The organism is Pseudomonas sp. URMO17WK12:I12, from assembly GCF_000514395.1.
GTDB lineage: Bacteria > Pseudomonadota > Gammaproteobacteria > Pseudomonadales > Pseudomonadaceae > Aquipseudomonas > Aquipseudomonas mucoides.
Window position 1 is genome coordinate 435,619 of the sequence record NZ_AZVV01000004.1, and the last position, 18,718, is coordinate 454,336.

Below are 18,718 nucleotides of genomic sequence, written 5' to 3' on the forward strand. Positions count from 1 at the left end.
CGGGCCACGGGCCTTCACCGCATCACGATGCCGCGATGGGCCATGTAAGCCTTGGCTTCCTGCACGGTGTATTCGCCGAAGTGGAAAATACTCGCGGCCAGAACTGCACTGGCGTGACCTTCGATAATGCCGTCGGCCAAATGCTGCAGGTTGCCGACGCCGCCGGAGGCGATCACCGGAATACCCAACGCATCGCTGATAGCGCGAGTCACGCCAAGGTCGAAGCCGTTTTTCATGCCGTCCTGATCCATGCTGGTCAGCAGGATTTCACCGGCACCCAGGCCTTCCATCTTCTTCGCCCACTCGACGGCATCGAGGCCGGTAGGCTTGCGGCCACCGTGGGTGAAGATTTCCCAGCGCGGGGTTTCGCCCGGGCCGGAGACCTTCTTCGCATCGATGGCAACCACGATGCACTGCGAACCGAAATGTTGCGCCGCCTCGCCCACAAATTCCGGATTGAACACTGCAGCGGTGTTGATCGAGACCTTGTCCGCACCGGCATTCAGCAGGTTGCGGATGTCTTGCACGGTACGCACGCCACCGCCCACGGTCAGCGGGATGAACACCTGGCTGGCCATGCGCTCCACGGTATGCAGCGTGGTATCGCGACCGTCGACGCTGGCGGTGATGTCGAGGAAGGTAATCTCGTCAGCACCCTGCTCGTCATAGCGACGAGCGATTTCCACCGGGTCACCGGCGTCGCGAATATTCTCGAACTTCACACCTTTGACGACCCGGCCGTTGTCCACGTCCAGGCAAGGGATGATGCGTTTGGCCAGCGCCATGGTCAGTCCTCAGCCTTTGTACGAATCGCAGAAAGCTTGCGCTTCAGCGACGTCGAGGGTGCCTTCGTAGATCGCCCGGCCGGTGATCGCGCCGATGATGCCGGGCGCCTTGGCGTCGAGCAGCGACTTGATATCGCCGAGGTTGTGAATACCACCGGACGCGATCACCGGAATGCGCGTGGCAGCGGCCAGCGCGGCGGTGAACGGTACGTTGCAGCCCTGCATCATGCCGTCTTTGGCGATGTCGGTATAAACGATCGCGGACACGCCATCGGCTTCGAATTGCTTGGCCAGGTCGATCACTTGAATGGTGCTGATTTCCGCCCAACCGTCAGTGGCGACGAAACCGTCTTTGGCGTCCAGACCGACGATCACTTTGCCTGGGAATGCACGGCAGGCTTCAGCCACGAAAGCCGGATCTTTCACAGCTTTGGTGCCGATGATCACGTAGCTCACGCCCGCTTTCACGTAGTGCTCGATGGTTTCCAGGGAACGGATACCGCCACCGATCTGGATCGGCAGGTTCGGGTAGCGCTTGGCAATCGCGGTGACCACTTCGCCGTTGACCGGCTGGCCTTCGAAGGCGCCGTTCAGGTCGACCAGATGCAGACGACGGCAACCGCCCTCCACCCACTTGGCAGCCATGCTCACCGGGTCATCGGAGAACACCGTGGAATCTTCCATGCGGCCCTGGCGCAGACGAACACAGGCACCGTCTTTGAGATCGATAGCGGGAATAATCAGCATCTGGCAAACCTTCAAATTCGAGTGTTCAGCTTCGCTCGGAAATCAGTTTTTCTCGAGCGCCCACAAGTCGCTTTCGATGCTTTCGAACCTCTCTTTGAGGTGCGTCTGCACATCGAAAATCGCCCTGTTGTAATAATGCGGAGCAATTTCACGGGTAAACAGTTCAAGGATTTCGGCCGCTTCGAACGAACCCAGGTCCAGTTCGAAGCGATCCTCCATGAAGCGTTTGATCTTCTGGTTGGCCTCGTTCTCCTGTTCAGGAGTGAGGGTCAGGATCGGTGGCTTCGTTTTCTTGACGGCCATTTACCAGCGACCATCCCACGCGGCGAAGTTCTGCAGCAATTGTAGGCCATGGGTATGGCTCTTCTCCGGGTGGAACTGCACGGCGAAACGCGAACCATCGGCCAGCGCCGCGGCGAAATCGACACCGTAGTGACCGCCACCGACCACCTGCCGTGCATTGCCGGCGGCGATGTAGTAGCTGTGCACGAAGTAGAAACGCGCCAGGTCCGGAATGTCGTGCCACAGCGGGTGACTCACCTTCTGTTTCACTTCGTTCCAGCCCATGTGCGGGACTTTCAGGTGTTCGCCACCTTCATGCAGGTCCTTGCCGAAGAACTTCACCGCGCCCGGGAACAGGCCGATGCAGTCGACGCCGTCGTTCTCTTCACTGCTGTCGAGCAAGGCTTGCATGCCCACGCAGATGCCGAGGAACGGGCGGTCCTGGCTGACTTCACGCACCAGCGAATCGAAGCCCAAGCGACGAATTTCCGCCATGCAATCGCGAATCGCGCCGACGCCGGGAAACACCACCCGGTCAGCTTCGCGAATCACGTCGGCATCGCTGGTGATCAAGACCTTGCCGGCACCGACGTGCTCGAGGGCCTTGGCCACCGAGTGCAGGTTGCCCATGCCGTAATCGATAACCGCGACCGTCTGCATTACAGAACGCCTTTGGTCGATGGCATCTGACCGGCCATGCGGTCATCGAGCTCGACGGCCATGCGCAGGGCGCGGCCGAAAGCCTTGAACACGGTTTCGATCTGGTGGTGGGTGTTGGTGCCACGCAGGTTGTCGATGTGCAGGCTGACGAGGGCGTGGTTGACGAAGCCCTGGAAGAATTCCTGGAACAGGTCAACGTCGAAACCACCGACGGTAGCGCGGGTATACGGCACGTGCATCTGCAGGCCGGGGCGGCCGGAGAAGTCGATCACCACGCGCGACAGCGCTTCATCCAGCGGCACATAGGCGTGGCCGTAGCGACGGATGCCTTTCTTGTCGCCGATGGCTTTGGCGAAGGCCTGACCCAGGGTGATACCGACGTCTTCCACCGTGTGGTGGTCGTCGATATGCAGGTCGCCCTTGCTGACAATATCCAGGTCGATCAGCCCGTGACGGGCGATCTGGTCCAGCATGTGCTCAAGAAAAGGAACACCGATATCAAATCGGGCCTTTCCGGTGCCATCCAGGTTGATCGAGGCTTTGATCTGGGTTTCCAGAGTGTCGCGCTCGACTGACGCCTTACGTTCGGCCATCACCAGCTCCGCAAAATCATTGGGCGAAAAAGGCAGCCATTATAGGGGCGCGGGGCCGAAACAGAAACACGAGACGTGATATGGCTGACGGATAGAATCCCGTGCTGTCGGGGATAGACATGTCCATACAAGCCATTTTGGACACCCCAAAACAACTGTAGGAGTGAGACCGGCTTGCCGGCGATAGGGCCCTCACATTCAACATTTCTGTCGACTGTCAGACCGCTATCGCCGGCAAGCCGGCCTCACTCCTACAGGGGTACTGCGTTTACTTAGTGGAAGAGGACTGCAGTTTTCTGCAAGGTCACCCAAACACCCCACGCCAACGGAATACCCACCACCAGCCATGCAGCAATCGCCAAAGGCTTGGAGCCCGGCGCAGCTTTCCACTCCAGCACGGTGCTGCTGTCAGCGCCCTTGTCGTGGCCCAGCGCCTGTTCGGCAGCCAGTTCAGCGTCGGTCATGAAGTACTTGTCGGCCACTGGACGCACCAGCAGGTTGCACAGGAAACCCAGCACCAGCAGGCCCGCGAGGATGTACAAGGTGATGTCGTAAGCGGCGGCACGTTCAACGCCGATGCTCAGCTGATACTCACGCAGGTAGTTCACCAACACCGGACCCAACACGCCCGCCGCGGCCCATGCCGTCAGCAGACGACCGTGGATTGCACCGACCATTTGCGTACCGAACAGATCCGCCAGATACGCCGGGACCGTCGCAAAACCACCGCCGTACATCGACAGGATGATGCAGAACGCGGCCACGAACAGCGCAACGTTGCCCAGATGACCGAGGTTCGGGATCAACGCGTACAGCGCGAAACCGAGGGCGAAGAACACGAAATAGGTGTTTTTGCGACCCAGGTAGTCCGAGAACGAGGCCCAGAAGAACCGGCCACCGATATTGAACAGGCTCAGCAAACCGGTGAAACCGGCAGCAATCGCCGCAATCGAAGCCAATTGCCCGGCGTCCAGTTGACCGAATGGCAGGTCCACACCGATCAATTTACCGCCGAACACTTCCTGCAACAGCGGCGACGCCATGCCAAGAATGCCGATGCCGGCGGATACGTTCAGGCACAGCACCAGCCACACCAGACGGAACTGCGGAGTTTTCCACGCCACATTCACGTGAACGTGACGGTGAGTGATCATCGCATTCGAGGCTTTTTTCGCCGGAGCGGTCCAGCCCTCAGGCTTCCAGCCGGTTGGCGGAACGCGGTAGGACAGTGCGCCACCGATCATGAACACGAAGTAGATCGCGGCCATCACCAGGAAGCTTTGCCACACGCCCACGCTTTCTGCCGAAGCGAAATGGCCCATCAGGGCTGCGGCCAGCGGAGCACCGACCATCGCGCCACCACCGAACCCCATGATCGCCATGCCGGTCGCCATGCCACGCTTGTCCGGGAACCACTTGATCAACGTCGACACTGGTGAGATATAGCCCAACCCCAGGCCGATACCGCCAATGACCCCGGAGCCGACCCACATCAGCCAGATCTGGTGGGTATAGATCCCCAGCGCAGAAATCAGCAGACCACCGCACCAGCACAGCGCCGATACAACGCCCGCCTTGCGCGGCCCGGCGTGTTCCAGCCAGCCGCCCCAGATCGCTGCCGAGCAGCCGAGGAAGATGAAGAACAGGGTGTAGATCCAGCCGAGCATCGAGATCGGCCAGTCGCATTGCGACGAGAATACTTGCGAGATAAAGCTCATGTCCGGCGCACAAGCCACCGGTTTGGTCACACCCAAGGCTTTGGACAGTGGCAACCAGAACACCGAAAAGCCGTAGGCCATGCCGATGCAAAGGTGGATGGCCAACGCGGCCGGTGGTACCAGCCAGCGGTTGAAACCGGGCTTGGCGATGATGCGTTCCTTGGACAGGAACGCAGGCTGGCCGGCGTAGAGGCCGTCCGCCGCGAGGCTTGTAGTCATTGTGTATCCCCCAATTATTAGTAGGGTTCGCCAGCCACTCCTCACCCCCGGCCTTTATGCGCACGCATGACCGTTTTGTTGAGTGAAGTGCCTTTTTGTGCGACATCGGGTCGCAGCGGGACGGACGAACGGGCAAAGGTTACCATTTGCACGTGACAGAAAAACCAAACTGATATCACCTTTTGTAAGTCATCTGTTCTCGTACCTCTTTAAGGAGACGCCATGCCGATCATTGTCGAACCGCTGAACGAGGTCACTTATCAGGATCAGCAAGATCTGCAGAAGATTTACCGCGACGCTCCGGACTGGCTGTACGCCCCGTTTTCCGGGGATGTACAGCTGATCGAAAGCTGTTTGCGGGACGGTTCGCTGATCGCCGGACGCTTCAATGATCGACTGCTGGGCGCAGCGCGTTTGCAACGGCACCAGGACGTTTGGCACTTGTCCCAACTTTGCGTACGAAAAATTACCCGACGCCGTGGTGTCGCCGAGCGGCTGGTGAGCGAAGCGCAGAAATTGGCCTCTGATTCGGGCGCCACCCTGCGCCTGCTGGCTCCCGCCGGGCATCTCGAAGCCCAGGCGCTGGCGGCCAAGCTGAAACTGCCGCTGGATGTGTTACCAGCGTGATCGCCTGACCGGTCGTCCGCATTGGAGCGCTATACTCCCCGGCTAAATTTCGAATTTGACTAACTACAAGGACTCGCCCATGAAAGCGTTCGGCAAAATCCTGGGTCTGGTACTTCTCGGGCTGTTGCTGATCATTGTGGCGCTGGGCTTTGCCCTGACCCACCTCTTCGATCCCAACGACTATAAAGACGAGATTCGCCAGATTGCCCGCGACAAGGCCCACATCGAGCTGACGCTCAATGGCGACATCGGCTGGAGCCTGTTCCCGTGGCTGGGCCTGGAGTTGCACGACGCCAGTGTTGCGACCCTGGTCAAACCGACAGAGCCGTTTGCCGACTTGCAGATGCTCGGCCTGTCGGTGCGCGTGTTGCCGCTGCTGCGCCGCGAAGTGCAAATGAGCGATGTCCGCGTCGAAGGCCTGAACCTGCGCCTGACCCGCGACAAGGACGGCCATGGCAACTGGCAGGACGTCGGCAAGGTCCCGGCGCCAGCCACTGCGGCCACGACACCGGCCACTCCTGGCGAACCGGCACCGGAAACCACCGTTCAAGTGGAAAAACCGGCCCAGCCCGTTCGTCTGGACATCGACAGCCTGACCGTCAACAACGCCCGCGTTGAGTACAACGACGAGCAGACGGGCAAGCAGTTCAGCGCCGAGAGCATTCAGCTCAGCACCGGTCCGGTCCACGACTCGACCAATATTCCCGTCAAACTCACCGCGTTCCTGGGCACCAACCAACCGGTTCTGCGAGTGCGCACCGAGCTCAATGGCGAGCTGCGTTTCGAACGCGCCTTGCAGCGCTACAAGTTTGAAGACATGAAACTGTCCGGCGAAGTCGCAGGGGATCCGCTGCAGGGCAAGACCATGACCTTCGCGGCGCAAGGGCAATTGCTGCTGGATAAGGCGGCGAACGTCGCCGAATGGACCGGCATCAAGATTTCCGCCAACCAACTGCGCGCACTGGGTGAGCTCAAGGTCAACGACCTCGACAAGACCCCACAGATCAGTGGCGGCATTTCGATTGCCCAGTTCGACCTGGCGAAATTTGTCGACAGCATCGGCCAGAAACTGCCAGCGATGGCCGAAGGCAGCCTGAGCAAAGTCGAACTGGTCAGCCGTGTGGCCGGCACGCCGACCAGCGTGTCGTTCGACAACATCAACCTGAAAATCGATGACAGCACCTTCAGCGGCCGAATCGCTGTCGAAGACTTCGCCAAGCAATCGCTGCGCGCGGCCCTCAAGGCGGACACGTTCAACGTCGACCGCTATCTGCCACCCAAATCCGCCGAAGCCAACAGCGCGACACAAGTGCGTCAGGCCGAAGTCGCCAGCACCGAGGCCGACGCCATGGCCGGCGCGGGCAGCACACCGCTGCCGGAGTCGCCGACCAAGACAGCCTGGAGCACCGAACGCCTGCTGCCGGTCGAGCGCTTGAGCAAGCTCGACGTGGACGCCGACCTGACCTTTGGCCAGTTGACCCTCGACAAGCTGCCGATCAACAACGCGGCGCTCAAGGCCTCCGGCCAGGGCGGCCTGCTGACCCTGGAGAACCTGCGCGGCGATCTGTACGAAGGCAACTTCGAAGCCAAGGGCACCCTCGATGTGCGCCAGCAGGTTCCTGCGCTGAACATGCAGACGCGCATCAGCAAAGTGCCAGTGGAAAAAATCCTCGAAAGCCAGGGCAAGAATCCACCGGTCAAAGGCCTGGTGACGCTCAACAGTGCGCTGACCGGCAGCGGTAACAGCCAGAAAGCGCTGATCGACAGCCTCAACGGCACCGCCAGTTTCGTCATCAACAACGGCGTGCTGCTCAATGCCAACCTTGAGCAACAGCTGTGCAAAGGCATCGCCACCCTGAATCGCAAAACCCTCAGCGGCGAGCCTCGGGGCAAGGACACGCCGTTCCAGGAACTCAAGGGCAACCTGACCTTCCGTAACGGCGTGGCCAGCAACCCGGACCTGAAAGTACGCATCCCGGGCATGACCGTGAATGGCGACGGTGACGTCGACCTGCGCGTGCTGGGCATGGATTACCGCGTGGGCATCATCGTCGAAGGCGACACCAGCGCCATGCCGGACCCGGCTTGCCAGGTCGGCGACAAGTTTGTCGGTGTCGAGTGGCCACTGCGTTGCCGGGGTCCGCTGGAACTTGGTGCCAAGGCCTGCCGTCTGGATAACGAACGCATGGGTCAGGTCGCGAGCAAAATGGCGGGCGACAAGATCAGCGAAAAAATCGACGAGAAGCTGGGCGACAAGGTCAGTCCCGAACTGAAAAACGCATTGAAGGGGCTGTTCAAGCGATGAAAGCCGAGCAGTTTTCAACGGCGGTGCTGGATTGGTACGACCGCCACGGCCGCCACGATTTGCCCTGGCAACAGGGCATCACCCCGTATCGGGTGTGGGTCTCGGAAATCATGTTGCAGCAAACCCAGGTCAGCACCGTGTTGAATTACTTCGACCGCTTCATGGCTTCGTTGCCGACGGTCGAAGCCCTGGCCGCAGCGCCGGAAGACGAAGTGCTGCACCTGTGGACCGGCCTGGGTTACTACACTCGCGCACGCAATCTGCAGAAGACCGCGAAGATTGTTGTCGCTGACTACGCTGGCGAGTTTCCCCGCGACGTTGAAAAACTGGTTGAATTGCCCGGCATCGGCCTGTCGACGGCGGGTGCCATCGCCAGCCTGAGCATGGGCCTGCGGGCGCCGATCCTCGATGGCAACGTCAAACGCGTCCTGGCGCGCTTTACTGCGCAAGAGGGTTACCCGGGGGAGCCGAAGGTCGCCAAACAGCTATGGGCGAACGCTGAGCGCTTTACGCCGCATGATCGGGTCAACGCCTACACCCAGGCGATGATGGACCTGGGCGCCACGCTGTGTACGCGCAGCAAACCGAGTTGCCTGCTCTGCCCGCTGGAAAAGGGCTGCGAAGCGCACATGCTCGGCCTGGAAACCCGCTACCCCATCCCCAAACCGCGTAAAACCGTGCCACAGAAGCGCACGCTGATGCCGATGCTCGCCAACGGCGAAGGCGCGGTTCTGCTTTACCGGCGGCCTTCCACGGGCCTGTGGGGCGGTCTCTGGAGTTTGCCGGAGCTCGATGACCTCGACGACCTGCACCATCTGGCCGCGCAACACTCGCTGGAACTGGGCATCCAACAGGCGCTACCGAGCCTGGTGCACACGTTCAGCCATTTTCAATTGTCCATCGAACCCTGGCTGGTCCATGTCCAGGAGGCCGGCCATCACGTGGCCGAGGCCGACTGGCTCTGGTATAACCTCGCCACCCCGCCGCGCCTGGGCCTTGCCGCCCCGGTCAAAACCTTGCTCGAACGCGCGGCCGCCGTATTGAACGCAGGAGAATTGTCATGACCCGCACCATCATGTGCCGCAAGTACAAAGAAGAATTGCCCGCCCTGGAACGCGCTCCCTTCCCGGGCGCAAAAGGCCAAGACATTTTTGACCATGTCTCGGCCAAGGCCTGGGCCGACTGGCAAAAGCACCAGACCCTGCTGATCAACGAAAAACGCCTGAACATGATGAACGCCGAAGACCGCAAATATCTTCAGGGCGAGATGGACAAGTACTTCTCCGGCGAGGAATACGCCAAGGCTGACGGCTACGTGCCGCCGGCTGAATAATCCCGATTTCTCGGGGGGCGGATCGTAAGCGACGGTAATAATTAAATTTTTTTTGAAAAGTTTGTTGACGACCCCCTGAAAAACCAGTTTAATGCGCCCCGTTGCCCAGATAGCTCAGTCGGTAGAGCAGGGGATTGAAAATCCCCGTGTCGGCGGTTCGATTCCGTCTCTGGGCACCAAATACCGAAAACCCTGAATCGCAAGATTCAGGGTTTTTTTATGCCTGCGATTTGATAACCGCCTGAAACCTGCAGCGCATACCCCCCTGAAAAACAAATCCTTCCTTATTGCTCTAGCCCAATGATGGCTCCGTGCTATTATTTTTCCGTTACATGGAAGACGACCTACATTGGTGCCGATGCCCCCCGCATCCGAATCAGTCGATACAGGATCGAGACAGCGCATGGAGTGCGTGCTTTTTACCCCCTCCCCGCAAAACACTGACCTCCCCTGTTGGACCTGTGTAGCCAGTCTTGCAAGCACGCTCTCCTCTCGAAATCCTGAACATGGAACAGTTATGTCTGACATCAATGAACTCAAAGACAAGATCAACACTAAAACCTTGAATATGGTTTTGCTGTCGGCCGCAACCGTTGGGCTGTACCTGTTGCTGTGGCTGGTCAGAACCAATCAGAAAATCAGCGAAACCACCAAAATCAAACTGGTCGATAACACCTACATCATCTGGCTGGCCGTCTGCCTTGGCTGGAGCGGCGCTTTGTCCAATTCGGGTGAAGTACTGTTCGATGCACTGTCTGGCATTCTGATCATTGCAACCAACGCGCTGTACATCGTCTGGGCGTTCAAAGCCAAGAATGCACTGTCGGAATACGCCCTCAGCGAACACAAAATCGATCTGCGGATGAACGCGTTCTACACGTTCTTCCTGAATGTTTTCTACATCAACTACTGCATCAACGACCTGCCTGAAGAGCAACGCAAGCAACTGATCCTGCGTGGCTCGACGACACAAGCCTGATTCAGGGTAATGGGCGGGCAGCCCCAGTGGCTGCCCGTCTAATCTGCAGCCTCCCTCATTCGCTACTGTTCCAGTGGAACACCAGATTCCTCGCGCCAGCACTGCCGATATCCGTCGTGTCACGTTTCGCTTCACCGTTGCGCGTTGCCACGACCGTGTACTTGCCGGCAGGTAATTGGACATAAACCAGAGGACCCGCCTGACTCAGCGTCAGCACCGGCCCTTTAGCGTTCTGAACCAGCAACTGCACGTCCGGAATGTATTCGTCTTGCGGACCGACCGAGAAGGTCATGTGCAGGTTGTAGCCCGTCGTTTGCTGGATGGCTTTCGCCTCATCCTCGCCGATACCGCCGGAGAGGTAAGAAATCCCGTTTTGTTCCTGCCGTTGAACTTGCACGCCAGTAGCATCAACAGGGTCAAGGCTGGCGGCATTCAACATCGCCGGAAACGCTAGGACACCGACAGCAACAAAGGACAACATGAAGGCATGGACGTATTTCATGATGACGACTCCCGGGCTCCTCAGAACCCTCTCATTCCCTTGAGTTTTGATTTCCTGGACGCGGTTCCGGTTTTAGATTGATTCGATCTTGGGTTCACTGCGAAACGGACTACACCCTGTATTCCACAAACACGTCCCGTCATCGGCTTGGTCCTGCAAAACGTATCGGGTATTTCCTTCCGGATTGGCAGCAGCGTACTGCATCGCTACCCCATGCACGCTTGGCATCCTCTTTCGCCTGCTTCTCCAGCCGCGGAAGACTTCATGACCCTCGTCAAACCCGATAACACTCAAGATTCGCCACTCACCTCATTGGTGGACAACCTTGGCGAACTGATCCGCCAGGCACGCCTGAAAGCGTTGCGAGCGGTCGATACGGCGCAAGTGCAAACCTGTTGGCAGATCGGGCGGCATATCGTTGAGTTCGAGCAGGAGGGGGCTCGTAGGGCGGGTATGGGAAGCAGTTGTTGGCGTCGTTGGCCAAAGCCCTAACCGCCAAGTTTGGGAAAGGTTTTGACGCATCCAACCTCCGCTACATGCGCCAGTTCTATCAAGCCTTCCCGATTTGTGACGCACTGCGTCACGAATTGAGCTGGACCCATTACCGAAGGCTTCTGCGCGTCGACAACGACCATGCCCGTCAGTGGTACATGAACGAATCAGCCCACCAGAACTGGTCAAGCCGCGCCCTTGAGCGTCAGATCAACACGCTGTATTACGAACGTCTGCTGGCGAGTCGTGATCGGTCCACTGTCAGGGAGCGCTTTTCGGTACTGGAGGGCCATGAGCAACTGTTCGCCAGCAAGTACAAACGAGTGCTGCCGAGTGAAGAGGAACTTCGAGTGGAGCTGGATCGGGAACGGGTCCTGCTTGAGGATCGGCTGGTCAAGAAACGCCGATAAAAATGGGTGGATTGTCCGAAACCGTCATGAAGTCTATCGTTGGCAGCTACGCGCAAAGGTACGTCATCGATGAATTTCAAGGACACGCCTGCACTGGCGCCTGCTCAGATCGAGCGGCCATTGCCTGCCACCCCACCCGGCGCCCCCTTCAAGGAGACCGCCGCAGACGGCTTCATCCTCGGTGGCTTCACCTGGCGGCACACCGCGCAAGACCCGGCCCGACCCGTCGTGATCATCAACGCCGCCACCTCGGTGCGCTGCCGCCATTACTCGCGTTTTGCCGATTACCTGTTCGCCAACGGGTTCGATGTCATTACCTACGATTACCGGGGCATCGGCGAATCTCGTCCCGCCTCGCTGAAAAACCTCGACGCCTCATGGACCGACTGGGGTGCGCTGGACTTTGAGGCGATGCTCAAGCGCGCTGAGCGTGAATTCCCCGGCCAGCCCATCGATGTCATCGGCCACAGCTTTGGCGGCTGTGCAGCGGGCCTGGGAGCGTCCGGGCATGTCATTCGACGGATGGTGACGGTCGGCGCGCAATTCGCTTACTGGCGCGACTATGCGCCCGCCCATCGCTGGCGGATGTTCGGCAAATGGCACGTGGTGATGCCGTTGATGACGATGTTTCACGGCTACTTCCCCGGCAAACGCCTCGGCTGGCTGGAAGACACGCCCGCCGGCGTGGTTCGTGACTGGAGCACACCGACCGACCGCTTTGAAACACGCCCCAGCGGTCGGCGCCTGCATCTCGGAAGCGGTCGATTACCCTTCGAACGCGTCGGCGCAAATATCCTCGCGATCAGCGTCAGCGACGATCCTTACGGTACGATTTCGGCCATCGAACGCCTACTCGGCTACTTCACTCAAAGCACCCGCACCCATCTGCGAATCACCCCGCAAGACATCGGCGAAGAAGAAGTCGGACATTTCGCCTTTTTTCGCAGCGCATACCAAGCCACACTATGGCCCATTGCATTGTACTGGCTGCAAAACGCCGAACTGGCCCCCGACACACCCGGGCGGCGAGTCCCGCGCAGCTGAGCCCTCTCAAAAAATTACGGAACGACGTCCATGGCCTCCGCCAACAAGCAAAACAAACGCGCCTCCCGCGCCAAAGCCAAGGCCAAGCAGAACCGCACCCAGCGTGCCGCCGCGCCGGTCGAGCTGGACCCGAACGACGATCGCATCGACTTCGAATCGGTGGACCTGACCGAGCTGTTCAAGAAAATGATCGACGCCGAAAAGACCAGCCAGCAAGCAATGTGCCTGGCGTTCCTGGAAGACCCGCTGCTGGAATTGGTCTATGAACAGGAAGGCGAAGAAGGTGCGATGGACTTCATTCTCGCCGCGCTGATCGAGTACCGCCAATGGTCGACCGAAGTCGACGAGGCCGGTGCCCTGGCGTGGATCGAATCACCAGCCTTCCAGGCTGACTATGTCGCGGCGTCCGATAGCATCGCCGCGCAAACCCAACAGAAAGCAAACTGAGCTCCCATGGCATCCCTGAACAAGCAACAAAAACGCGCCAAGCGCGCAAAGGCCAAAGCCAAGCAAATCAACATCCACGGCCGCAAACCTGCCGCGCTGGACGATGACCTGGACGAAATCGGCGAGCCGATCCCGGAATACACCCTGGCGATGTTCAGCAAGATGCACGACGCCGAAGCCACCAGCCGCAGCGACATGCTTCAGGTCCTGCTGTCGGACCTCGCCGGCATCATCAGCGACCATCCAGACTTGCTGGACATGGAAAACGCCGACAACGAAGCCATGGCCGCCACCCACCTGGCCGCCGACATGCTGCTCGACTACCGCATGTGGGCTGATGGCATGGACCGGGAAACCGCTCAGGCCTGGCTGACTGAGCCGCAGTTCATCACCGACTTCGGTCATGCGCTGGACAGCTATCGTCAGGCGCTGGATGCGCAGGAAGAAAAGAGCGAATAAACGCTTGGCAGAAACAAAAAACGGCCGCTCGTCATCACTGACAGCGGCCGTTTTTTATGGAAACCATTCCAAAAGGACCCGCCCGCTACCTCTCATCAGCGGATCGGTATATCCCATTGACATATCCCTTTTTAAATCTATTCTTTGGACTCACAACACACCCAAAAAAGCCGGAGGCCAAAAATGGAACAGACCACCCTTTTCATGAGTAATCGAAGCCAGGCTGTCCGTCTTCCGAAAGCTGTAGCCATGCCAAGCGATGTAAAACGAGTCAACGTAATTGCCATCGGCAGGGCCCGCATCATCACCCCAGCGGACGAAACTTGGGATAGCTGGTTCGATGGAGATAGCGTAAGCGCAGACTTTATGACTGACCGCGACCAACCCTTCGAACAGGAGCGTGAGTCGTTCTGATGATCAAGTTCATGCTCGATACCAACATCTGCATCTTCACCATCAAAAACAAACCGCAAATCGTAAGAGAAGCTTTCAACCTTCACGACGGGCAGTTGTGCATCAGTGCAGTCACGTTGATGGAGTTGATCTACGGTGCCGAAAAATCTGCGGCTCCCGAAAAGAATCTGGCGGTGGTCGAGAGCTTCGCTGCACGCCTTGAGGTCTTGCCTTTCGACAATGACGCAGCCGCGCACACAGGAATGATTCGGTCAGAGCTGGCAAGGGCGGGCACACCCATTGGCCCGTACGACTCTATGATTTCGGGACATGCCCGTTCACGCGGGCTCATTGTTGTAACAAACAACCTGCGCGAGTTAGAACGGGTCCCAGGACTGCGTGTAGAAGACTGGGTTCACCCCGCTTGAGCCGGACACAGCCACTCAAACAAAAAACGGCCGCTCGTCATCACTGACAGCGGCCGTTTTTTTTCACGCCTTCAAATCAACAATCAGGCAGCAACACCTTCCAGACGCGGGATATCAAAGCCAAGCTTGGCACTGGCATAGCCCAGTTCGCCTTTGGCGATTGACTGAGCCTTGTAACCGTCATTGATCAGGTCCTTCACGTACAGCTTGTTGTAGATGAACATGAACACGAGGTTGCTGAGGCTGAAGGTGAAGCAGGCCACGACGAACATGATCGCTGCCCACTTGAAGTCACCACGGAACAAGGCCGGGAAAAAGCCAAAGAAAAATACGGTCCACGAGAAGCCGATTGGCGCTTCTTTCATGGCACCGGTATTCGGGTTTTTAAACACAACCGATGTAAACGCCATGCCTGTCTCCTTGATGCCCCAATGGGTTGGCTGAATGGCCGGGCTAGCTCCATGCAGCGCTGATTCCGATCTACCGCTTGAACGGCAGGCACACGCAAATGCATCTGTGAACACACCGCAGATGAAGGAGCAGGCAAGAAAAGGTCGGGGGGCTTTTAGCCGGGAAGGCTGAGGGCGTCGAACAATCCGTGTCCTGAAACTCCATCGCATCCCGTAACAGCGGGATACACATTCGGTGCAAAGGCTACTATCTAGCCATCATCGTGTCTATCCGCTTGCTACCCAATAAAGCATCTGAATGAAAGGCAAAAAAAACGACCGCGATCATCTCTGATGGCGGTCGTTTCGGTGCTTCAACAACAATTGGCGTGAGTCAGATCTCAGCGCGCCAAGGCTGCGCTCAGCTTCTCATTGTGACGACGGCGTGCAACCAGCACGCCTGCCGCGACGACCAATAGCGCCAACAGGCCGGTCGCGAGAATCTCCACGCGATGCGCTTCCTGGAACAACATGATGGTCAGGGCCGCCACGATGAAAATGATCACCGCGTAGGTCAGGCCCGGGAACAGCCACATGCTGAAGGCGATTTTTTCACCGCGAGCCATGCGCTGTTTGCGCATGCGCAGTTGCGAAATGGCGATCACCAGGTACACCAGCAACGCGATGGCGCCGGAGCTGGCCAGCAGGAATTCGAACACCGCGGCCGGGGCCACGTAGTTGGCGAATACCGCAAGGAACGCAGCGCCGGTGGACAGCATGACGGCCCAGTACGGGGTGCCGCTCTTGTTGGTGCGCTGGGAAACGGCCGGTGCATCACCGCGCTTGCCCAGGGAGAACATCATGCGCGAAGCGGTGTACAGCGCCGAGTTAAGGCAGCTGGTCACAGCAACCAGCACCACGATGTCGACGATCAGCTTGGCATTCGGGATGCCCATGCGCTCCAGCACAGTCTGGTACGAACCAACGCTGGCCAGGATCGGGTCGTTCCATGGCACCAGGGCCACCACGATGAAAATCGATACGAGGTAGAACAAGCCGATCCGCCAGATCACCGAATTGGTGGCCTTGGAGATTTGCTGGCCCGGGTTCTTCGATTCCGCGGCCGCGATGGTCACGATCTCGGTGCCCATGAAGGAGAACATGGTGGTCAGGATCGCGCCCAGTACCGCGCCCATGCCGTTTGGCAGGAAGCCCTGGGTGTCGAACAGGTGCGAAACGCCGCTGACCTGGCTGCTCGGCAAGAAGCCGAAGATCGCCATTACGCCGAGGGCGATGAAACCGATGATCGCCACGACCTTGATCAGGGCGAACCAGAATTCGAACTCACCGTAGTTTTTTACGCTGAACAGGTTAGTCACCGTCAGCAGCAAGGTGATGATCAGCGTGAACGCCCAGATCGCCACGTTCGGGAACCAGGCGTGCAGGATGGTCGCGGCGGCGTTGGCTTCCAACGGGATTACCAATACCCAGAACCACCAGTACAACCAGCCGATGGTGAAACCGGCCCAGTGACCGATCGCGCGATCGGCATATGTCGAGAAGGAACCGGTGTCCGGCGAGGCAACAGCCATTTCGCCGAGCATGCGCATCACCAGCACGACCAGCATACCGGCGGCGGCGTAAGCCAACAGCACGGCCGGGCCTGCGGCGGCGATGGCGTGACCCGAGCCTACGAACAAGCCGGCGCCGATTACCCCGGCAATCGACAGCATGGTCACATGACGCGGTTTGAGCCCCTGTTCGAGGCCATTGGAGCTTGGGGTACTGCTCATTGAAACTACCTTTGTAAGGAAAAGCGAATGCGTGCATCCCGCCTCGATTTCTCTCTCGTAAAAAGAAACCAACGGGGCGTTCTGGATTCTGTACGCAATAATTGCGCCAAAATGTTTCAACACCGTCTATCACGGTGATCTCGTCCAGACCGGACAGTCATCGCAACCCATTGAAAATAATGGCACTTTGCCAAGGCGTTACCCTGCGACTCACTTTCAAGGACGAATCCGCGCACCGGAAACACCCCAGGAAAATGCTCGACGCACAATAAAAGTGCAGATCAGGAACGTTTGGCCGGTTAGCGCTTCCAACCCCCCGCCAAAGCTGGCAACATCGCGCCCTTTTTTACGCGACACCCGCCGGGTATCTGGTTCAAACGGCTGTTCGGTTGATAGCAGCGCGACAGTCTGCTGTAGCGATGCGACAACCTGCCACGTCACGTCCGTTTACCGCCCGCAGCGCTGTTGGCTGCCATTCGAACGCTATGCTAGCTTGGCCGCCTCGCCAGGAAGGCCGCCAACAGCAGGAGCGAAACACTATGAGGAACGCACATGGCTGAGGCCACGCCCGCGCTTGAAATCCGCAACTTGCACAAACGCTACGGACAGCTTGAGGTGCTCAAAGGCATCTCGCTGACCGCCCGCGACGGCGACGTGATCTCGATCCTGGGTTCTTCCGGTTCCGGCAAGTCCACGTTCCTGCGTTGCATCAACCTGCTGGAAAACCCGCACCAGGGCCAGATCCTGGTGGCCGGCGAAGAACTCAAACTCAAAGCCGCGAAGAATGGCGAACTGGTCGCTGCCGATGGCAAGCAGATCAACCGCCTGCGCAGCGAGATTGGTTTTGTGTTTCAAAACTTTAATCTCTGGCCGCACATGAGCGTGCTCGACAACATCATCGAAGCGCCGCGTCGCGTCCTCGGTCAAAGCAAAGCCGAAGCCATCGAAGTCGCCGAAGCCCTGCTGGCCAAGGTCGGTATCGCCGACAAGCGCCATGCCTACCCGGCGCAATTGTCCGGCGGCCAGCAACAACGCGCGGCCATCGCCCGCACGTTGGCGATGCAACCCAAGGTGATCCTGTTTGACGAGCCGACTTCCGCCCTTGACCCGGAAATGGTCCAGGAAGTACTTAATGTCATCCGCGCCCTGGCCGAAGAAGGCCGTACCATGCTGCTCGTGACCCATGAAATGGGCTTTGCCCGTCAGGTCTCCAGCGAAGTGGTGTTCCTCCACCAGGGCCTGGTAGAAGAACAAGGATCGCCACAGCAGGTGTTCGACAACCCGCTTTCGGCACGCTGCAAACAATTCATGTCCAGCAACCGCTAACGGAGCTACCCGCATGCAGAACTTCAAAAAAGTCTTCCTGGCGGCCGCCGTCACCCTGGCGTTCAGCGCCGGTGCCATGGCCGAAACCCTGAAGATGGGCATCGAAGCGGCCTACCCGCCGTTCAACAATAAAGATGCCAGTGGCAATGTCGTCGGCTTCGACAAGGAAATCGGCGACGCTCTGTGCGCCAAGATGAAAGTCGAGTGCACCGTGGTGACCTCCGACTGGGACGGCATCATCCCGGCCCTGAACGCCAAGAAGTTCGACTTCCTGATCTCCTCGATGTCGATCACCGACGAGCGCAAGCAAGCGGTCGACTTCACCGCCCCGTACTACTCGAACAAGCTGCAGTTCATCGCACCTAAAGACAAAGAGTTCAAAACCGACAAGGCTTCCCTGCAAGGCAAAGTGATCGGCGCACAACGTGCGACCCTCGCCGGCACCTGGATGGAAGACAACATGGACGGCGTCCAAGTCAAACTCTACGACACCCAGGAAAACGCTTACCTGGACCTGACCTCCGGTCGTCTGGACGGCATCCTGGCGGACAAGTACGTCAACTACGAATGGCTGAAAAGCGACGCCGGCCGGTCCTACGAATTCAAGGGTGATCCGGTAGAAGAAAGCGACAAGATCGGTATCGCGGTACGTAAAGGCGACCCGATCCTCGCGAAGCTGAACCTCGCCCTGAAGGAAATCGTCGAAGACGGCACCTACAAGAAAATCAACGACAAGTACTTCCCGTTCAGCATCTATTGATTCTGACCTGCCGGACCGGCGCCGTTC

General features: G+C 58.7%; 21 protein-coding genes, 1 tRNA gene and 1 pseudogene. 14 read left to right on the forward strand and 9 right to left on the reverse strand.

The window, feature by feature from the left end; genetic code table 11:
- Nucleotides 1–14: 14 nt before the first annotated feature.
- From hisF to D882_RS0104750, 6 genes are all read right to left on the reverse strand, one after another.
- Nucleotides 15–785 (reverse strand): imidazole glycerol phosphate synthase subunit HisF, encoded by a 771-nt coding sequence (gene hisF / locus D882_RS0104725; protein ID WP_007972752.1) that lies wholly within the window; start codon nt 783–785, stop codon nt 15–17.
- 9 nt (nt 786–794) lie between these two features.
- Entirely contained in the window at nt 795–1,532 is a 738-nt protein-coding gene (gene hisA / locus D882_RS0104730; RefSeq protein WP_010464588.1) for a 1-(5-phosphoribosyl)-5-[(5-phosphoribosylamino)methylideneamino]imidazole-4-carboxamide isomerase, read from the reverse strand.
- Nucleotides 1,533–1,574: 42 nt separating this feature from the next.
- Nucleotides 1,575–1,835 (reverse strand): DUF2164 domain-containing protein, encoded by a 261-nt coding sequence (locus tag D882_RS0104735; RefSeq protein WP_027922174.1) that lies wholly within the window; start codon nt 1,833–1,835, stop codon nt 1,575–1,577.
- Nucleotides 1,836–2,474, reverse strand: coding sequence for an imidazole glycerol phosphate synthase subunit HisH (gene hisH / locus D882_RS0104740; RefSeq protein ID WP_027922175.1), 639 nt, complete (start codon nt 2,472–2,474; stop codon nt 1,836–1,838).
- Complete coding sequence (hisB, locus tag D882_RS0104745) at nt 2,474–3,067, reverse strand: imidazoleglycerol-phosphate dehydratase HisB (protein WP_003218037.1); 594 nt, start codon at nt 3,065–3,067, stop codon at nt 2,474–2,476. The genes hisH and hisB overlap by 1 nt, the downstream gene beginning before the upstream one ends.
- Nucleotides 3,068–3,339: 272 nt before the next feature.
- Complete coding sequence (locus D882_RS0104750) at nt 3,340–5,004, reverse strand: OFA family MFS transporter (protein WP_027922176.1); 1,665 nt, start codon at nt 5,002–5,004, stop codon at nt 3,340–3,342.
- Between the two features lie 222 nt (nt 5,005–5,226).
- Between D882_RS0104750 and D882_RS0104755 the strand changes: the two genes are divergently transcribed.
- From D882_RS0104755 to D882_RS0104780, 6 genes are all read left to right on the forward strand, one after another.
- Nucleotides 5,227–5,631, forward strand: a complete 405-nt coding sequence (locus D882_RS0104755) for an acetyl-CoA sensor PanZ family protein (RefSeq protein ID WP_027922177.1) — start codon at nt 5,227–5,229, stop codon at nt 5,629–5,631.
- Nucleotides 5,632–5,710: 79 nt separating this feature from the next.
- Complete coding sequence (locus D882_RS0104760; protein ID WP_027922178.1) at nt 5,711–7,936, forward strand: AsmA family protein; 2,226 nt, start codon at nt 5,711–5,713, stop codon at nt 7,934–7,936.
- The gene (mutY, locus tag D882_RS0104765; RefSeq protein ID WP_027922179.1) at nt 7,933–9,000 is read left to right on the forward strand and encodes an A/G-specific adenine glycosylase; all 1,068 of its coding nucleotides are present in this window, start codon (nt 7,933–7,935) and stop codon (nt 8,998–9,000) included. Before D882_RS0104760 ends, mutY begins: the two co-directional genes overlap by 4 nt.
- Nucleotides 8,997–9,269: an oxidative damage protection protein gene (locus tag D882_RS0104770; protein ID WP_010464608.1), complete on the forward strand. Its 273-nt coding sequence runs from the start codon at nt 8,997–8,999 to the stop codon at nt 9,267–9,269. Before mutY ends, D882_RS0104770 begins: the two co-directional genes overlap by 4 nt.
- 103 nt (nt 9,270–9,372) lie before the next feature.
- Nucleotides 9,373–9,448: transfer RNA gene (locus D882_RS0104775), tRNA-Phe, on the forward strand.
- Between the two features lie 338 nt (nt 9,449–9,786).
- Nucleotides 9,787–10,248 (forward strand): DUF4234 domain-containing protein, encoded by a 462-nt coding sequence (locus D882_RS0104780; protein WP_027922180.1) that lies wholly within the window; start codon nt 9,787–9,789, stop codon nt 10,246–10,248.
- Nucleotides 10,249–10,303: 55 nt separating this feature from the next.
- Here the strand turns inward: D882_RS0104780 and D882_RS0104785 are convergent, their stop codons facing one another.
- A complete protein-coding gene (locus D882_RS0104785) occupies nt 10,304–10,750 on the reverse strand; it encodes a hypothetical protein (protein ID WP_027922181.1) in 447 nt (148 codons plus the stop codon).
- Between the two features lie 264 nt (nt 10,751–11,014).
- On the opposite strand from D882_RS0104785, the pseudogene D882_RS01000000130825 reads away from it, so the two are divergent.
- From D882_RS01000000130825 to vapC, 6 genes and pseudogenes are all read left to right on the forward strand, one after another.
- A pseudogene (locus D882_RS01000000130825) lies at nt 11,015–11,652 on the forward strand (DUF1016 N-terminal domain-containing protein).
- A 69-nt stretch (nt 11,653–11,721) separates the two neighbouring features.
- Nucleotides 11,722–12,696, forward strand: a complete 975-nt coding sequence (locus D882_RS0104795) for an alpha/beta fold hydrolase (RefSeq protein WP_027922182.1) — start codon at nt 11,722–11,724, stop codon at nt 12,694–12,696.
- Nucleotides 12,697–12,726: 30 nt separating this feature from the next.
- Nucleotides 12,727–13,143 (forward strand): hypothetical protein, encoded by a 417-nt coding sequence (locus tag D882_RS0104800; protein ID WP_027922183.1) that lies wholly within the window; start codon nt 12,727–12,729, stop codon nt 13,141–13,143.
- A gap of 6 nt (nt 13,144–13,149) precedes the next feature.
- Nucleotides 13,150–13,602 carry a hypothetical protein gene (locus tag D882_RS0104805; RefSeq protein ID WP_027922184.1) on the forward strand — a complete coding sequence of 151 codons (453 nt, stop codon included), beginning with the start codon at nt 13,150–13,152 and terminating at the stop codon, nt 13,600–13,602.
- Nucleotides 13,603–13,785: 183 nt separating this feature from the next.
- Nucleotides 13,786–14,016: a type II toxin-antitoxin system VapB family antitoxin gene (gene vapB / locus D882_RS0104810; RefSeq protein ID WP_027922185.1), complete on the forward strand. Its 231-nt coding sequence runs from the start codon at nt 13,786–13,788 to the stop codon at nt 14,014–14,016.
- Complete coding sequence (gene vapC / locus D882_RS0104815) at nt 14,016–14,423, forward strand: tRNA(fMet)-specific endonuclease VapC (RefSeq protein WP_027922186.1); 408 nt, start codon at nt 14,016–14,018, stop codon at nt 14,421–14,423. Before vapB ends, vapC begins: the two co-directional genes overlap by 1 nt.
- Nucleotides 14,424–14,506: 83 nt before the next feature.
- Here the strand turns inward: vapC and D882_RS0104820 are convergent, their stop codons facing one another.
- Together D882_RS0104820 and gabP are read right to left on the reverse strand one after the other, a co-directional pair.
- Nucleotides 14,507–14,833, reverse strand: a complete 327-nt coding sequence (locus D882_RS0104820; protein ID WP_027922187.1) for a hypothetical protein — start codon at nt 14,831–14,833, stop codon at nt 14,507–14,509.
- A gap of 380 nt (nt 14,834–15,213) precedes the next feature.
- A complete protein-coding gene (gabP, locus tag D882_RS0104825; RefSeq protein WP_027922188.1) occupies nt 15,214–16,605 on the reverse strand; it encodes a GABA permease in 1,392 nt (463 codons plus the stop codon).
- A gap of 552 nt (nt 16,606–17,157) precedes the next feature.
- On the opposite strand from gabP, the gene D882_RS0104830 reads away from it, so the two are divergent.
- Nucleotides 17,158–17,931, forward strand: coding sequence for an ABC transporter ATP-binding protein (locus D882_RS0104830; protein ID WP_027922189.1), 774 nt, complete (start codon nt 17,158–17,160; stop codon nt 17,929–17,931).
- A gap of 13 nt (nt 17,932–17,944) precedes the next feature.
- Complete coding sequence (locus D882_RS0104835; RefSeq protein WP_027922190.1) at nt 17,945–18,691, forward strand: ABC transporter substrate-binding protein; 747 nt, start codon at nt 17,945–17,947, stop codon at nt 18,689–18,691.
- Nucleotides 18,692–18,718 lie beyond the last annotated feature (27 nt).

Bases quoted from the DNA above. Each gene is read 5' to 3' on its own strand.
- vapC (WP_027922186.1), top strand. From the start codon at position 14,016: ATGATCAAGTTCATGCTCGATACCAACATCTGCATCTTCACCATCAAA.
- gabP (WP_027922188.1), bottom strand. From the start codon at position 16,605: ATGAGCAGTACCCCAAGCTCCAATGGCCTCGAACAGGGGCTCAAACCG.
- D882_RS0104770 (WP_010464608.1), top strand. From the start codon at position 8,997: ATGACCCGCACCATCATGTGCCGCAAGTACAAAGAAGAATTGCCCGCC.
- D882_RS0104820 (WP_027922187.1), bottom strand. From the start codon at position 14,833: ATGGCGTTTACATCGGTTGTGTTTAAAAACCCGAATACCGGTGCCATG.
- D882_RS0104785 (WP_027922181.1), bottom strand. From the start codon at position 10,750: ATGAAATACGTCCATGCCTTCATGTTGTCCTTTGTTGCTGTCGGTGTC.
- hisB (WP_003218037.1), bottom strand. From the start codon at position 3,067: ATGGCCGAACGTAAGGCGTCAGTCGAGCGCGACACTCTGGAAACCCAG.
- D882_RS0104835 (WP_027922190.1), top strand. From the start codon at position 17,945: ATGCAGAACTTCAAAAAAGTCTTCCTGGCGGCCGCCGTCACCCTGGCG.
- mutY (WP_027922179.1), top strand. From the start codon at position 7,933: ATGAAAGCCGAGCAGTTTTCAACGGCGGTGCTGGATTGGTACGACCGC.
- hisH (WP_027922175.1), bottom strand. From the start codon at position 2,474: ATGCAGACGGTCGCGGTTATCGATTACGGCATGGGCAACCTGCACTCG.
- D882_RS0104755 (WP_027922177.1), top strand. From the start codon at position 5,227: ATGCCGATCATTGTCGAACCGCTGAACGAGGTCACTTATCAGGATCAG.
- D882_RS0104750 (WP_027922176.1), bottom strand. From the start codon at position 5,004: ATGACTACAAGCCTCGCGGCGGACGGCCTCTACGCCGGCCAGCCTGCG.
- D882_RS0104760 (WP_027922178.1), top strand. From the start codon at position 5,711: ATGAAAGCGTTCGGCAAAATCCTGGGTCTGGTACTTCTCGGGCTGTTG.
- D882_RS0104780 (WP_027922180.1), top strand. From the start codon at position 9,787: ATGTCTGACATCAATGAACTCAAAGACAAGATCAACACTAAAACCTTG.
- D882_RS0104735 (WP_027922174.1), bottom strand. From the start codon at position 1,835: ATGGCCGTCAAGAAAACGAAGCCACCGATCCTGACCCTCACTCCTGAA.
- vapB (WP_027922185.1), top strand. From the start codon at position 13,786: ATGGAACAGACCACCCTTTTCATGAGTAATCGAAGCCAGGCTGTCCGT.
- D882_RS0104830 (WP_027922189.1), top strand. From the start codon at position 17,158: ATGGCTGAGGCCACGCCCGCGCTTGAAATCCGCAACTTGCACAAACGC.
- D882_RS0104805 (WP_027922184.1), top strand. From the start codon at position 13,150: ATGGCATCCCTGAACAAGCAACAAAAACGCGCCAAGCGCGCAAAGGCC.
- D882_RS0104795 (WP_027922182.1), top strand. From the start codon at position 11,722: ATGAATTTCAAGGACACGCCTGCACTGGCGCCTGCTCAGATCGAGCGG.
- hisA (WP_010464588.1), bottom strand. From the start codon at position 1,532: ATGCTGATTATTCCCGCTATCGATCTCAAAGACGGTGCCTGTGTTCGT.
- hisF (WP_007972752.1), bottom strand. From the start codon at position 785: ATGGCGCTGGCCAAACGCATCATCCCTTGCCTGGACGTGGACAACGGC.
- D882_RS0104800 (WP_027922183.1), top strand. From the start codon at position 12,727: ATGGCCTCCGCCAACAAGCAAAACAAACGCGCCTCCCGCGCCAAAGCC.